The sequence below is a fragment of the Acidovorax sp. CCYZU-2555 genome (assembly GCF_018413525.1).
GTDB lineage: Bacteria > Pseudomonadota > Gammaproteobacteria > Burkholderiales > Burkholderiaceae_C > Comamonas.
This window is the reverse complement of sequence record NZ_JAHCDD010000038.1, coordinates 17,527-31,305: the sequence shown is the minus strand read 5'-3', so window position 1 is coordinate 31,305 and position 13,779 is coordinate 17,527. Positions and strand designations below refer to the sequence as shown.

12 protein-coding genes are annotated in these 13,779 nt (G+C 65.6%); 5 read left to right on the top strand and 7 right to left on the bottom strand.

Annotation, left to right across the window (positions count from 1 at the left end; translation table 11 throughout):
- Positions 1-34 precede the first annotated feature (34 nt).
- Positions 35-1,591 (top strand): alkyl hydroperoxide reductase subunit F, encoded by a 1,557-nt coding sequence (gene ahpF, locus KHY18_RS14520; protein WP_213301068.1) that lies wholly within the window; start codon positions 35-37, stop codon positions 1,589-1,591.
- A 52-nt stretch (positions 1,592-1,643) separates the two neighbouring features.
- Here ahpF and ppsR read toward each other — a convergent pair whose 3' ends face one another.
- Positions 1,644-2,465 carry a posphoenolpyruvate synthetase regulatory kinase/phosphorylase PpsR gene (ppsR, locus tag KHY18_RS14515; RefSeq protein ID WP_213301066.1) on the bottom strand — a complete coding sequence of 274 codons (822 nt, stop codon included), beginning with the start codon at positions 2,463-2,465 and terminating at the stop codon, positions 1,644-1,646.
- A gap of 205 nt (positions 2,466-2,670) precedes the next feature.
- Between ppsR and ppsA the strand changes: the two genes are divergently transcribed.
- Positions 2,671-5,064: a phosphoenolpyruvate synthase gene (ppsA, locus tag KHY18_RS14510; RefSeq protein ID WP_213301064.1), complete on the top strand. Its 2,394-nt coding sequence runs from the start codon at positions 2,671-2,673 to the stop codon at positions 5,062-5,064.
- Positions 5,065-5,306: 242 nt separating this feature from the next.
- Here ppsA and KHY18_RS14505 read toward each other — a convergent pair whose 3' ends face one another.
- The 3 genes from KHY18_RS14505 to KHY18_RS14495 all read right to left on the bottom strand — a co-directional run bounded on the left by KHY18_RS14505 (position 5,307) and on the right by KHY18_RS14495 (position 7,165).
- The gene (locus KHY18_RS14505; protein ID WP_213301062.1) at positions 5,307-5,660 is read right to left on the bottom strand and encodes an FKBP-type peptidyl-prolyl cis-trans isomerase; all 354 of its coding nucleotides are present in this window, start codon (positions 5,658-5,660) and stop codon (positions 5,307-5,309) included.
- 88 nt (positions 5,661-5,748) lie between these two features.
- Entirely contained in the window at positions 5,749-6,054 is a 306-nt protein-coding gene (locus tag KHY18_RS14500) for a winged helix-turn-helix transcriptional regulator (RefSeq protein ID WP_159914011.1), read from the bottom strand.
- A 193-nt stretch (positions 6,055-6,247) separates the two neighbouring features.
- Positions 6,248-7,165 carry a LysR family transcriptional regulator gene (locus tag KHY18_RS14495; RefSeq protein WP_213301060.1) on the bottom strand — a complete coding sequence of 306 codons (918 nt, stop codon included), beginning with the start codon at positions 7,163-7,165 and terminating at the stop codon, positions 6,248-6,250.
- 108 nt (positions 7,166-7,273) lie between these two features.
- Here KHY18_RS14495 and KHY18_RS14490 point away from each other — a divergent pair, with 108 nt between their 5' ends.
- From KHY18_RS14490 to KHY18_RS14480, 3 genes are all read left to right on the top strand, one after another.
- Positions 7,274-8,233: a hydroxymethylglutaryl-CoA lyase gene (locus KHY18_RS14490; RefSeq protein ID WP_213301057.1), complete on the top strand. Its 960-nt coding sequence runs from the start codon at positions 7,274-7,276 to the stop codon at positions 8,231-8,233.
- Between the two features lie 21 nt (positions 8,234-8,254).
- Positions 8,255-9,466, top strand: coding sequence for a CaiB/BaiF CoA transferase family protein (locus KHY18_RS14485; protein WP_213301054.1), 1,212 nt, complete (start codon positions 8,255-8,257; stop codon positions 9,464-9,466).
- 65 nt (positions 9,467-9,531) lie between these two features.
- Complete coding sequence (locus KHY18_RS14480) at positions 9,532-10,506, top strand: Bug family tripartite tricarboxylate transporter substrate binding protein (RefSeq protein ID WP_213301051.1); 975 nt, start codon at positions 9,532-9,534, stop codon at positions 10,504-10,506.
- Between the two features lie 12 nt (positions 10,507-10,518).
- On the opposite strand, the gene KHY18_RS14475 is transcribed toward KHY18_RS14480, so the two are convergent.
- From KHY18_RS14475 to KHY18_RS14465, 3 genes are all read right to left on the bottom strand, one after another.
- Entirely contained in the window at positions 10,519-11,886 is a 1,368-nt protein-coding gene (locus KHY18_RS14475) for an FAD-binding oxidoreductase (RefSeq protein ID WP_213301048.1), read from the bottom strand.
- A gap of 173 nt (positions 11,887-12,059) precedes the next feature.
- Positions 12,060-12,950, bottom strand: coding sequence for an ABC transporter permease (locus tag KHY18_RS14470; RefSeq protein WP_249729136.1), 891 nt, complete (start codon positions 12,948-12,950; stop codon positions 12,060-12,062).
- On the bottom strand, positions 12,947-13,762 hold the full coding sequence (locus KHY18_RS14465; protein ID WP_213301045.1) for an ABC transporter ATP-binding protein: 816 nt from the start codon (positions 13,760-13,762) through the stop codon (positions 12,947-12,949). Before KHY18_RS14465 ends, KHY18_RS14470 begins: the two co-directional genes overlap by 4 nt.
- Positions 13,763-13,779 lie beyond the last annotated feature (17 nt).

The window sequence follows — 13,779 nt, the reverse complement described above, 5'->3', positions numbered from 1 at the left end:
TATCAATAATAAATTTTAGTAGGATTTGACTATTATGCTCGACGCCACCCTCAAGACCCAACTCAAGGCATACCTGGAACGGGTGCAAAAGCCCATCGAAATCGTCGCCACGCTCGACGACGGCAAGGCGTCTGGCGAAGTCAAGTCCCTGCTCGCCGATCTGGTCGCGCTGAGCGACAAGATCACCGTGGTCGAGAACAATGCGGCCGATGTGCGCAAGCCTTCGTTCCTGATCACCAACCCCGGCGTGGACACCGGCCTGCGCTTTGCGGGCGTGCCCCTGGGCCATGAATTCACTTCGCTGGTGCTCGCGCTGCTGCAGGTCGGCGGCCACCCTTCGAAGGAATCGGCGGAACTGCTGGAGCAGATCCGCGGCATCGACACGCCGCTGAACTTCGAGACCTATTACTCGCTGTCGTGCCATAACTGCCCCGATGTGGTGCAGGCGCTCAACCTGATGAGCGTGCTCAACCCCAACATCACCCATACGGCGATCGACGGCGGCCTGTTCCAGAGCGAAGTCGAGTCGCGCGAAATCATGGGCGTGCCCACGGTGTTCGTCAACGGCGAGCGCTTCGGCCAGGGCCGCATGGAACTCGCCGAGATCGTCGCCAAGGTCGACAGCGGCGCCGCGGCGCGCGAAGCCGCGAAGATCAGCGCCAAGGACGCGTTCGACGTGCTGATCGTCGGCGGCGGCCCGGCCGGCGCGGCGGCGGCGGTCTACGCGGCGCGCAAGGGCATTCGCACCGGCATTGCGGCCGAACGTCTGGGTGGCCAGGTGCTCGACACCGTCGACATCGAGAACTTCATCTCGGTGCAGAAGACCGAAGGCCCGCAGTTCGCCGCGGCGCTCGAACGCCATGTGCGCGACTATGAAGTCGACATCATGAACCTGCAGCGCGCCAAGGCGCTGGTGCCGGCCAAGGAAGAGGGCGGCCTGATCACCGTGGAACTCGAGTCGGGTGCGACGCTGCAATCGAAGACCGTGATCCTGTCGACGGGCGCGCGCTGGCGCAACATGAACGTGCCCGGCGAAGAGCAGTACCGTACCAAGGGCGTGACGTATTGCCCGCACTGCGACGGTCCGCTGTTCAAGGGCAAGCCCGTGGCCGTGATCGGCGGCGGCAACTCGGGCGTCGAAGCCGCGATCGATCTGGCCGGCCTGGTCAAGCATGTGACGCTGCTCGAGTTCGGCGCAGAACTGCGCGCCGATGCCGTGCTGCAAAAGAAGCTGCGCAGCCTGCCCAACGTGACCATCATCGTCAACGCCGAGACCACGCAGGTCAACGGCGACGGCAAGAAGGTCACGGGACTGACCTACAAGGACCGTGTGTCCGGTGAAGTCAAGGACGTGGCGCTCGAAGGCATCTTCGTGCAGATCGGCCTGCTGCCCAACACCGACTGGCTCAAGGGCACGGTCGAGCTGACACGCTTCGGTGAAGTGATCATCGACGCCAAGGGCCACACCAACGTGCCCGGCGTATTCGCCGCGGGCGACTGCACCGATGTGCCGTACAAGCAGATCATCATCGCGGCCGGCGCTGGCGCGACCGCGGCGCTGTCGGCCTTCGATCACTTGATCCGCCACTGACACCCGCGGGTGAAAAAAAGGACTGCCGCGGCAGTCCTTTTTTCGTTGGGCTTCAGTAGCCCAAGCGTTCCGGCTTCACATCCTGCAGGATGGTCGTGGCGATTTCCTCGATCGACTTGTTGGTGCTCGACAGCCAGCGAATGCCCGTGCGGCGCATCATGGCTTCGGCTTCGGCGACTTCGTGGCGGCAGTTTTCGAGGCTGGCGTAGCGCGAGTTGGGCCGGCGCTCGTTGCGGATGTCGGACAGGCGCTGCGGGTCTATCGACAGGCCGAACAGCTTCTTGCGCAGCGGCAGCAGCGCGGGCGGCAGCTGGCGCCGGTCGAAATCTTCGGGAATCAGCGGGTAGTTGCCGACCTTCATGCCGAACTGCATGGCCAGGTAGAGGCTGGTCGGCGTCTTGCCGCTGCGGCTCACGCCGACCAGGATCACGTCGGCGCCCGCGAGGTCGTGGTGGGTCTGGCCGTCGTCATGGGCCAGGCTGAAGTTGATGGCCTCCATGCGGTCCAGATATTCCTTGCTCTGGCTGATGTCGGAAAAACGCCCCACGCGGTGGTGGGACTTGAGGCCCAGCTCTTCCTCCAGCGGATTGACGAAGGTGCCGAACATGTCGAGCAGCATGCCCTTGCAGTTGTCGCGGATGACGTCGACCACTTCCATGTCGACCAGCGTGGTGAAGACGATGGGCTTCTTGCCTTCCACTTCGCCAGTGTGGTTGATTTGGCGCACGGTCTGGTGCGCCTTGTCCACCGTGTCGACGAAAGGAATGCGTACGAAGCGCGCACTCACGTCGAATTGCGTCATCAGGGCTTTGCCGAACGTCTCGGCGGTGATGCCGGTGCCGTCGGAGATCAGGAATACGGTGCGCGTGTGCATGGTGCTCTGGGTATGAAGTGAATAACGAGCCAGACGCGCGGAAACCGGACGCGGGCCTACAATGGCGCCCATTATTCCCAATTTCACGTTCATGCTCATCGGCGGCCCACAACCAGAAGAGCAAAGCCTGCGCAGTGCAGCATGGACCAGACCCGCGCCACCGGATGGCGCGGATCGCAGCGGTTTTTAACTTTGGAGCTTTCCCATGTCTGCACTGTTTGAAGCGACCGCCCTGGTCGTTCCGTTCGAGAAACTGAGAATGAGCGACGTCGAGTCGGTCGGCGGCAAGAACGCCTCGCTCGGCGAAATGATCTCCCAATTGCCCGAAGGCGTGAAGGTCCCCACGGGCTTCGCGACCACGGCCCACGCGTTCCGCGAATTCCTGGCTTTCGAAGGCCTGGCCGATCGCATCAACGCCCGACTTGCCGCGCTCGACATCGAAGACGTGCGCGCGCTGGCCGTGGCCGGTGCGGAAATCCGCGCCATGGTCGAGAACCAGCCTTTCCCCGCCGACCTGCAAAAAGCCATTGGCGAAGCTTTCGCCACGCTGAGCGCGGGCAATAGCCAGGCGTCGTTCGCCGTGCGTTCCTCGGCCACGGCCGAAGATCTGCCCGACGCATCGTTCGCGGGCCAGCAGGAAACCTTCCTGAACGTGGTCGGCATCGACGACGTGCTGCACAAGATGAAGGAAGTGTTCGCCTCGTTGTACAACGACCGCGCGATTTCCTACCGCGTGCACAAGGGCTTCGCGCATGACGTCGTGGCCCTGTCGGCCGGCGTGCAGCGCATGGTGCGCTCCGACACCGGTGCGGCCGGCGTGATGTTCACCATCGACACCGAATCAGGCTTCGAAGACGTGGTGTTCATCACCTCGAGCTACGGCCTGGGCGAGACCGTGGTGCAGGGCGCCGTGAACCCCGACGAGTTCTATGTGCACAAGCCCATGCTCAAGGCCGGCAAGAAGGCGCTGATCCGCCGCAACCTCGGCTCCAAGCTGGTGCAGATGGTGTTCGCTTCGGCCGAAGAGAAGGCCGCGAGCGGCAAGCTGGTCAAGACCACCGATGTCGCTCCCGAGCTGCGCAACCGCTACTCGCTGACCGACGCCGACGTCGAGCAACTGGCGCGCTACGCGCTGGTGATCGAAGACCACTACGGCCGTCCCATGGACATCGAGTGGGGCAAGGACGGCACCGACGGCCAGATCTACATCCTGCAGGCACGTCCTGAAACCGTGAAGAGCCAGTCCAAGGGCCAGGCCGAACTGCGCTACAAGCTCATGGGCACGGGCTCCGTGCTGGCCGAAGGCCGCGCCATCGGTCAGAAGATCGGTACCGGTCCCGTGCGTCTGGTCAGCGACATCTCGCAGATGGACCAGGTCCAGGCCGGCGACGTGCTGGTCACCGACATGACCGATCCCAACTGGGAGCCGGTGATGAAGCGTGCTTCGGCCATCGTCACCAACCGCGGCGGCCGTACCTGCCACGCGGCCATCATCGCGCGTGAACTGGGCATTCCGGCCGTGGTCGGCTGCGGCAATGCGACCGACCTGCTCAAGGCCGGCATGCTCGTGACCGTGTCCTGCGCCGAAGGCGACACCGGCAAGATCTACGACGGCCTGATCGAAACCGAAGTCACCGAAGTGCAGCGCGGCGCGATGCCCGAGATCTCGACCAAGATCATGATGAACGTCGGCAACCCCCAGCTGGCCTTCGACTTCGCCCAGCTGCCCAACGAAGGCGTGGGTCTGGCGCGTGTCGAATTCATCATCAACAACAACATCGGCGTGCACCCCAAGGCCATCCTTGACTACCCCGCTGTTGATGCCGACCTGAAGAAGGCCGTCGAATCCGTGGCCCGCGGCCATGCTTCTCCGCGCGCTTTCTATGTCGACAAGGTCGCCGAAGGCGTGGCAACCATTGCCGCGGCGTTCTACCCCAAGCCCGTCATCGTGCGCATGTCGGACTTCAAGTCCAACGAGTACCGCAAGCTGATCGGCGGCAGCCGCTACGAGCCCGAGGAAGAGAACCCGATGCTGGGCTTCCGCGGCGCGGCGCGCTACATCAGCGCCGACTTCGGCGAAGCGTTCAAGATGGAATGCGAAGCCCTGCGCCGTGTGCGCGAAGACATGGGTCTGACGAACGTGCAGATCATGATCCCCTTCGTGCGCACCTTGAAGCAAGCCGAGCGCGTCAACCAGCTGCTGGCCGACAACGGTCTCAAGCGCGGTGACAACGGCCTGAAGCTGATCATGATGTGCGAAGTGCCCTCGAACGCCATCCTGGCCGACGAGTTCCTCGAGCATTTCGACGGCTTCTCCATCGGCTCCAACGACCTGACCCAGCTGACGCTGGGCCTGGACCGCGATTCCGGCCTGGAACTGCTGGCCGCCGACTTCGACGAACGCGATCCCGCGGTCAAGAAGCTGCTCGAGCGCGTGATCGCGGCCTGCCTGGCCAAGGGCAAGTACGTGGGCATCTGCGGTCAGGGCCCATCGGACCACCCCGACTTCGCGCTGTGGCTCGCCGACCTGAACATCTCGTCGATCTCGCTGAACCCTGACAGCGTCGTTGCCACCTGGCAGCAGTTGGCTGACCGTTAAAAAGCGGTTGCCCCATGAAAAAAGCGGCCTGGGCCGCTTTTTTCATTTCTGCGCTGAGCTGGTGGCCCTTTAACCGGGCCGCGTAGGCAGGCTCAGGGCGTACGGCTTTGAAACTGGCGTGCCCCAGCATGGGGGCAGCGAGCAAGGGCCGCCCCGCAGCGAGGCTGCCGTCCCCCTCCACCGAAGGTTGAGAGGGGGAAGACGGGGCCGGCCGTCCGGCGTAGCGTCTCAGGGGGTGCTTTTTATACCGCCAGCAACTCGACGTCGAACTTGAGCGTGGCGTTCGGGGGGATCACGCCGCCGGCGCCGCGTGCGCCATAGCCCAGGGCTGCGGGGATGATCAGCGTGCGTGCGCCGCCGACCTTCATGCCCTGCACGCCTTCGTCCCAGCCCTTGATGACCATGCCTGCGCCCAGGGCGAAGACGAAGGGGTCCTTGCGGTCCTTGCTCGAGTCGAACTTGGCGCCTTGCACGCCTTCGTTGTAAAGCCAGCCGGTGTAGTGCACCGTGACGTTGCCGCCGCGCTTGGCTTCAGCGCCGTCGCCCACAACGGTGTCTTCGAATTGCAGGCCGGATGCGGTGGTGGTGAAAGCCATGAGAAATCCTTGAAATATGCGTCTGTAAAAGTGCCCGGAACAGGCACATGACCGCGGACGGGAAGTCCGCGCGTCGCCATGCCGTACTTTACTTCTTGGCGCGCGCCGCGACCCAGCGGTTGGCAAAAGCCTGTACATCGCTGAGTCGTTTGAGCAGATCCTGGCCCGACAGCGTCACGATGTAGCCATCGCTGCCGTGCTCGAGCAAACCGCATTCGCGCAACTCCTTGATGCGGGTGTTCAGCGTGTTGGGCGTGATGCCTCCCACGCTGTCCTGCAGCAGGCGAAACGTCTGGGGGTGGCCATCCCGGAGCGCCCACAGCACCCGCAGTGCGTAACGGCATTCGAGCCGCTCGAACAGCTGGTTGATGGCGACATTTTCCTTGGGGCTCATGGACGCTTCTCCTTGCGCGATGGGGGTTGAGCGAGGCGTTGGCCAGCTTCGCCAAGTCGTGATTGACTATAGCGTGGAAAGTATCTTGCTACAAGTTTAATAGCTCCAAAGCCACGCCCATCAGGCGCAGAGGTTCCAAAATGCGCAAATTCCAGCCAATTGTTGCTGCCAAGCCACGATGGCGCGCAAGCCCTCATTGCGCGGTTTCTGCGCCTGGCCCGCAGGCATGCAGATGCGCGACCAGCAGCCGCGCGGCCGGGCTCAATTGGTCCTGGCTGCGGTAGCAGATCGCGAAGCGCCGCTGCGCCCAGTCGTCGGCCAGCGGTACCAGCCTCAGGCCGTAGGCCTGGGCGAAAGGTTCGGCGATTTCAGCCGGCATCACGCTGATCGCGAGGTTGGCGCGCACCACGCGCAGCGCGGCATCGAAGTGCGACACCTGCATGCGGTGCTGCAATACCTTGCCTTCGACGGCCGCGGTGCGCGTGAGCAACTGCTGCACGGCGCTGAGCGCGGGCATGCTCACGTATTCATAGTCGAGCACTTCGGCGAAATGCACTTGCGCGCGCGCCGCGATGGGGTGGCTCGCATGCGCGCAGATGGCCAGGTGGTCGCCGCGGTACGACTGGGTCTGCAGGCCTTCGAGGTCGGCCGCGTCCCAGCAGATGCCCACCGACGCGCTGCCGTCGCGCACGCCGCGCGCGACTTCGGGGCTTACGCGTTCCTCGAGGCTGACCTGGATCTGGCCGTGGTCGGGGTGCTTGAGAAAGGCCGCGACATCGTCGGCCAGCGACTCGGCCATGACCGACGCCGTGACCAGCAGCCGCACATGTCCGCGCGTGCCCTGGGCATAGCCCGCCATGTCGCGCGCTATCAGTTCGCTGCGCGCCAGCAGCGCGCGCGCATGTTCGAGCAGGGTTTCGCCCGCGGGCGTGGGGGCGACGCCGCGGCGCTTGCGCACCAGCAGCTGCGTGCCGACCTGGTGCTCGAGCTGGGCCAGGCGCTTGCTGATCGCCGAGCCGACCATGGCCTGGCGCAGGCCCGCGGCGGTGATGCTGCGCTGCTCGCAGACGGCGATGAACAGCCGCAGGGTCGTCAAGTCGAGGTCGCGCATCCGAGGTATTCCATTTGGGAAGGCTAGAAGTTCCAAAATTGATTATCCGTTCCGATCAGGAATTCCTAGAATCCTCGCATTCCCTAACGTTAACGATTTGGAGACCGCATGCCGTCGACTGCTTCCTTGGCTCCTGGCCCGCGCCGCGCCGTCGTGCGCGAAGTCGGTCTGCGCGACGGCCTGCAAAGCCTCGCGCCCACCATGCCCACGGCGCACAAGATCGCCTGGATAGACGCCGCCTACGCCGCGGGCCAGCGCGAGATCGAAGTCGGCTCGTTCGTGCCCGCGCGCCTGCTGCCGCAGCTCGCCGATACCGCCGAGGTCTTGGCGCATGCGAAGACGCTGCCCGGCCTGTTCGCCTCGGTGCTGGTGCCCAATCTCAAGGGCGCGCAGCGCGCGCTCGAATGCGGTGCCGATCTGCTGGTGGTGCCGCTGTCGGCCAGCCATGCGCACAGCCTCGCGAATCTGCGCAAGACGCCCGATGAAGTGGTCGCCGAAGTCGCGCGCATCCGCGCCGAGCGCGACGCGGGCGGCCATGCGACGCTGATCGAAGGCGGTGTGGGTACCGCATTTGGCTGTACGCTGCAGGGCGAAGTCGCTCCCGGCGAAGTGCTGCGGCTCATGGTCGCGCTGCTCGATGCGGGCGCGGACCGCGTGAGCCTGGCCGATACCGTGGGTTTTGCCGACCCCGAGAGCGTGCGCCGGCTGTTTGAAAGCGCGCGCCGCGAAGTGGGCGACAAGCTGGCCTGCGCGCATTTTCACGATACGCGCGGCATGGGCCTGGCCAATGCCTATGCGGCCTGGCAGACGGGAATCGATCGTTTCGATGCCTGCCTGGCCGGCATTGGCGGCTGTCCGCACGCGCCTGGCGCCAGCGGCAATGTGACGACCGAAGACCTGGCGTTCATGCTCGAACGCATGGGCGTGGTCACGGGATTGGATGTCCAGGCCTTGTTGGCATTGCGCCGGCGACTCGAGGCCTGGTTGCCGGGGGAAACCCTGCATGGTGTGCTGTGGCAGGCAGGTCTGCCGCAGGTGCTCAATGGCGTGGCGGCAGTGGCTGCCTGAGCCGGTTTTGGATGGAATGCGATGACTGAGAATTCGAAGGCTGGCGCGGCTGCGCTGCCGCTGGCAGGACTGCGGGTGGTGGAGTTTTCCCATATGGTGATGGGACCGACCTGCGGCATGGTATTGGCCGATCTGGGCGCCGAAGTGATCAAGGTCGAGCCCGTCGAAGGCGACCGCACGCGCCACCTGCTGGGCGCGGGCGCGGGCTTCTTCCCGATGTTCAACCGCAACAAGAAAAGCATTGCGCTCGACCTGCGCCACCCCGACGGCCTGCAGGCCGCGATACGCCTGGCCTCGTCGGCCGACGTGGTGGTGCAGAACTTCAAGCCCGGCGTGATGACCAAGTACGGGCTTGATTACCGCGCGCTGTCACGCCTCAACGAACGCCTCATCTATGTGAACCACGCGGGCTTTCTGCCCGGTCCCTACGAAAAGCGCACGGCGCTCGACGAAGTGGTGCAGATGATGGGCGGGCTGGCCTATATGACGGGCCGCCCCGGCGACCCGCTGCGCGCGGGCGCGAGCGTCAACGACATCATGGGCGGCATGTTCGGGGCGATCGGCGCCATGGCCGCGCTGATGCAGCGCGGCATCACGGGCCGGGGCCAGGAAGTCGATTCGGCGCTGTTCGAGAACAATGTGTTCCTGGTCGGCCAGCACATGATGCAGTACGCCGTCACGGGCGAGGCCGCCGCGCCCATGCCCGAGCGCATTTCGGCCTGGGCGGTCTATGACGTGTTCAGCGTCAAGGATGAGGGCCAGATCTTCCTCGCGGCCGTGAGCGACGCGCAGTGGAACACGCTGTGTACGGCCATGGGTTTTGCCGATCTGCAGGCCAACCCCGCCTACGCGAGCAACAACGAGCGCGTGCGCGCGCGCCCCACGCTGCTGCCCGAGCTGCGCCGCCGCCTGGCGGCTTTCAGCACGCAGCAGCTGTCGGAAATCTTCGAGCGCAACGGCCTGCCCTATGCGCCCATCGTGCGGCCCGAGGAGTTGTTTGACGACCCGCATCTCAATGCCACGGGCGGCCTGGCCGAGATCACGCTCACCGATGGCGAGCGCGCGGGCCAGACGGCGCGCACCACGCTGCTGCCGATACGCATGGACGGCCAGCGCCCGGGCATTCGCCACAACCCGCCGACGCTGGGTGAGCACACGCGCCAGCTGCTGGAGTCGCTGGGCTACGGTCCGCACGAGGTCACGGCCATGGAAGCTGCGGGCGCCGTGGTGTAGCGTCCCTCAAGCCTGCGCGGTGCGCAGGCTTTTTTGTATTCATAACAAAGAGCTGGAGACAAAAAATGCAATTTCCCACGAATTCCCGCCGCGGCATTCTTGCGCTGGCTGCCGCCGGTCTGCTGGCCCCCTTGGGCGCCCTGGCCCAGTCCGACAAGCCGCTGCGCGTGATCCTGCCGCTGTCGGCGGGCTCGGGCGCCGACGGCGCGATCCGCGCGATCAGCACCCAGCTGGCCAAGGCCGCAGGCCATCCCGTGGTGATAGAGAACCTGCCGGGCGCGGGCGGCATCACGGGCACGGCGCAGATCGTGCGCGGGCCCAAGGACGGCTCGATGATCGGCGTGGTCTCGAACAATCATGTGGTCAATCCCAGCGTCTATCCCTCGATTCCGTTTGACGCCATCCAGGACATCGCGCCCATCACCATCATTGGCGCGACGCCGTTTGTGCTGGTCGCCAATCCGTCCGTGCCGGCGCGCAATATCCAGGAACTCGTGGCGCTGGCGCGGGCCAAGCCGGGAACGCTCAATTACGGCTCGTCGGGCAACGGCACCATCTTGCATCTGGGCGCGGCCATGCTGGTCGATCAGGCCAGGCTGGACATCAAGCACATACCCTACAAGGGCATGGGCATGCTGATGAACGACCTGCTCAGCGGCCAGGTCCAGTGGGGCGTGGTGGCGCTTGCGCCCGCGGCGCCGCACATCAAGAGCGGCATGCTGCGCGCCCTGGGCGTGACCACGGCGCAGCGCGTGCCTTCCATGCCCGATCTGCCGACGATTGCCGAGCAGGGCCTGCCCGAATACGCGCTCGAGGGCTGGATCGCGGCCATAGGCCCCAAGGACCTGCCCATGGCCGAACGCAACCGCCTGCACCATGCGTTCCAGCAGGCGCTGGCCCAGCCCGAGGCGCGCAATGCGCTGGTTGCCCAGGGCTATGAAATCAAGCTCACCCCGCCCGAGGCCACCGCCGCCTTCATGCGCTCGGAGCTGCAGCGCATGGCCGACGTCGTGAAGAACGCCAAGGTGAAGGTGGACTGAAACCGCGCGTTTCTATGCCGTCTGGCGCAGCGGCTGCACGGCTTGCCAGCTGCGCAGCTTGCCCGGATTGAGCAGGCCCAGCGGATCGAAGCGCTGCTTGGTGGCGACCACGGCCGGGTCGAGGTTGTTTTGCTTGCCGTCCTCGACAATGTAGACATGCGGGTTGTTGATCTGCACGCCGTGCTCGCGGTAGATCTGCATGATCTGGTTGAGCCGCTCCTCGGTGGTGTAGCGGATGATCTGCAGCCCGCTGCAGTTGAACGCGCCTTCCTTGGTGCGCAGGAACTCAAGGTGCATCATCACTTCGCCGCCCAGCGCGGCTTCCAGCGCCTTGACCTGTTCGATGCGCCGCGCGGGGTTGAAGCCGCTCTGGATATAGGTCAGGCCCTTGTCGACTTTCAAGGCGTGCAGCGTCGTGTGGTTCCAGGTGAATTCGATCAGCGTCTTGTTGCCGGCCTTCACTTCATCGGCGGTCTTGCGGTAGGTGACCTGGCCGCCGTGCTTGGCCACCATGTCGCGCATGCCGGCCTCGGAATGCGGTGCGACCACCAGCAGCACCGCATGGCAGCCCGCGGGCAGGTGTTCGGCCAGGCTGGTGAAGTATTCGGGAATCGGCGCGGCCAGAAAGCAGACTTCCTTCTTCTCGAGGCCGGGCGCGCTGCCGAAGCGGTCGGCGAATTCGAGCGCCGCATCAAAGTCGTCGAAAGTGGCAATGCATTCGGTCCAGGCGACGGTGGGCGTGAGCGCGACTTCGAGTTCGAGCACGATGCCGTTGGTGCCGTACGTGTGGTGCAGCAGCATGGCTTCGGCGCCGCGCAGCTCGATGATCTGCGGCTCGGCCTCGACGGTCATGGCGCGCACGGCCAGCACATTGCCCGGCGCGGCCAGCGGGCCGTGGTTGATCGAGCCCGCGCCGCCAAAGCCCCCGCCGAACAACCCGCCCAGCGTCGCGCTGCGGTAGGTCGATGGCAGCCAGCGCAGTTCCTGTCCCAGCGGCTTGGCCCGGGCGTCGAAGTCGGCCAGGCGTATGCCGGCCTGGGCCCGGCCCACGCCGGCGCGCACCCAGCCGAACGCGTTGTAGCCCGACAGGTCGAGGATCACGCCGCCCTGCAGCGGCGTGCACTGGCCGTAGTTGCCCGTGCCGCTGCCGCGCACGGTGAGCGGAATGCCCGCGCTGGCGCAGGCCGCGACGACCTGGCGGATTTCCTCTTCGCTGCGCGGGCGCACGGCGATGTCGGCGCGCTTGCCGGCCAGCTCGCGCTTGAGCACCGGGCTGAACCAGGCGAAGTCCTGCGACAGCCGGCCCACGCGCAGCGGGTCGGCGATCCAGTCGAGTTCGGGCAGTTGTTCGGGGAGTTGGTGGGCGGCGGTTGTGGTCATGGTGAAATCAGGCTATTTATTTGTGGAGTTCCGTTCGTCCTGAGCTTGTCGAAGGATGAACGGCCGGCTTACAAATGAGGGCAGGCCGTTCATGGTTCGACGCGCCCGGCGAGGGAGGCTCACCACGAACGGATCGCTTGCTTTTAGTGAGAGCAGGCAGGCACTGGGCGCGTCTAGTTCTCGGACGCGTGCCAGCTACCGAGCGCCAGCCGGCTGAGCCAGGCCATCGCGACAAACATGCCCACGCCGGTCAGCGAAATCAGCAGCAGCGCGGCGAACATGCGCGGGATGTTGAGCTGAAAGCCCGCCTGCAGGATCTGGTAGGCCAGGCCCGCGCCCGAGCCGCCCGTGCCGGCGACGAACTCGGCGACGACGGCGCCGATCAGTGCCAGGCCGCTCGAGATGCGCAGCCCGCCGAAGAAGTAGGGCAGGGCGCTGGGAATGCGCAGTCGCGTCAGCGTCTGCAGCCGCGTCGCGCGGTTGAGCTGGAAGTAGCTTTGCAGGTCGGGCTCGACGCTGCGCAGGCCCAGCGTGGTGTTGCTGATGATGGGGAATAGCGCCACCAGGGCCGCGCAGATCACCATTGAGGCCGTCGGGTCCTTGACCCAGATGATGATCAGCGGCGCGACGGCGACGATGGGTGTCACCTGCAGCAGCACGGCATACGGAAACAGCGCCATCTCGATGAGCTTGCTCTGCACGAACAGGAACGAGATCAGCACGCCGGCCACGGTGGCGACCAGGAAAGCCAGCACCGTGATCTTCACCGTGACCCACAGCGACGCGCCCAGCGCGGCCCAGTCGGTGATCAGCGTCTCGAGCATCAGCAGCGGCGAAGGCACGAGGTAGGGCGGCAGCTCCAGCCCCGTGACCAGGCCTTGCCAGGCCGCGATCAGCACCAGGCCCACGAGCAGCGGATAGAGAATGCGCTGCACGCGCGGCTGGGCCAGCAATGGCAGGCGCGCGGGCCTGGGCGCGGCGGCGGTCTTCTTCGCCGCTGGCGCTGCGGGCGCAGGGGCGGCGTTGAGCGGCACGGCGGCAACGGAGGGAAAGGGCGTGCTCATGCGTGGGTCTCCGTGGAGTCTGCGCTGGCGCGCAGCAGGCTGTCTTGCAGCTGCTTGGCGTAGCGGCTGAATTCGGGTGAGACCATGAAGTCGGCGGTGCGCGGATAGGGCGCGTCGATGCGGAATTCCTCGACGACCCGCCCCGGGCGCGCGGCCATCATGACCACGCGGCTCGAAAGAAACACGGCTTCGTGGATCGAGTGCGTGACGAAGATCACGGTGAGCTTTTTCTTGCGCCACAGATCGAGCAGGTCGGCGTCGAGCTTGTGGCGGGTGATTTCATCGAGCGCGCCGAACGGCTCGTCCATCAGCAGCAGATCGGGCTGGGTCACGAGACCGCGCGCGATAGAGACGCGCATCTGCATGCCGCCCGACAGCGCGCGCGGCAGCGCCTTGGCGAACTTTGCCAGGCCCACCAGGGCCAGGGCTTCGCTCACGCGCGCATCGGCTTGCGCGCGCGGCACGCCCGCGAGGTCCAGCGGCAGACGCACATTGGTCTGCACGCTGGCCCAGGGCATGAGCGTGGGCGACTGGAACACGAAGGCCATCTTCTTGCCGCTTTCCTCCAACTGCGCCACGGGCTTGCGCCACAGGTGCAGCCGGCCGTCGGTGGGCTCGAGCAGACCGGCCACCATCTTCAGCAGCGTGCTCTTTCCGCAGCCCGAGGGGCCCAGCAAGGTGACGAATTCGCCTTCCTCTATGCACAGGTCCACGGGCAGCAGCGCCTGCGTGCCGTTGGGGTAGGTCTTCTCGGCCGACAGCACCTCTACGGCGGGCGCGGCGGCGGGGGGCGGGGATTCAGCGGTGTTCATGGTCGCCTTTCGATGAA

Coding starts and splice junctions, on each gene's coding strand:
- KHY18_RS14495 (WP_213301060.1), bottom strand. CDS start 7,165: ATGCGCGACCTCGACTTGACGACCCTGCGGCTGTTCATCGCCGTCTGC.
- KHY18_RS14465 (WP_213301045.1), bottom strand. CDS start 13,762: ATGAACACCGCTGAATCCCCGCCCCCCGCCGCCGCGCCCGCCGTAGAG.
- ppsA (WP_213301064.1), top strand. CDS start 2,671: ATGTCTGCACTGTTTGAAGCGACCGCCCTGGTCGTTCCGTTCGAGAAA.
- KHY18_RS14490 (WP_213301057.1), top strand. CDS start 7,274: ATGCCGTCGACTGCTTCCTTGGCTCCTGGCCCGCGCCGCGCCGTCGTG.
- KHY18_RS14505 (WP_213301062.1), bottom strand. CDS start 5,660: ATGGCTTTCACCACCACCGCATCCGGCCTGCAATTCGAAGACACCGTT.
- ppsR (WP_213301066.1), bottom strand. CDS start 2,465: ATGCACACGCGCACCGTATTCCTGATCTCCGACGGCACCGGCATCACC.
- KHY18_RS14500 (WP_159914011.1), bottom strand. CDS start 6,054: ATGAGCCCCAAGGAAAATGTCGCCATCAACCAGCTGTTCGAGCGGCTC.
- KHY18_RS14480 (WP_213301051.1), top strand. CDS start 9,532: ATGCAATTTCCCACGAATTCCCGCCGCGGCATTCTTGCGCTGGCTGCC.
- KHY18_RS14485 (WP_213301054.1), top strand. CDS start 8,255: ATGACTGAGAATTCGAAGGCTGGCGCGGCTGCGCTGCCGCTGGCAGGA.
- ahpF (WP_213301068.1), top strand. CDS start 35: ATGCTCGACGCCACCCTCAAGACCCAACTCAAGGCATACCTGGAACGG.
- KHY18_RS14470 (WP_249729136.1), bottom strand. CDS start 12,950: ATGAGCACGCCCTTTCCCTCCGTTGCCGCCGTGCCGCTCAACGCCGCC.
- KHY18_RS14475 (WP_213301048.1), bottom strand. CDS start 11,886: ATGACCACAACCGCCGCCCACCAACTCCCCGAACAACTGCCCGAACTC.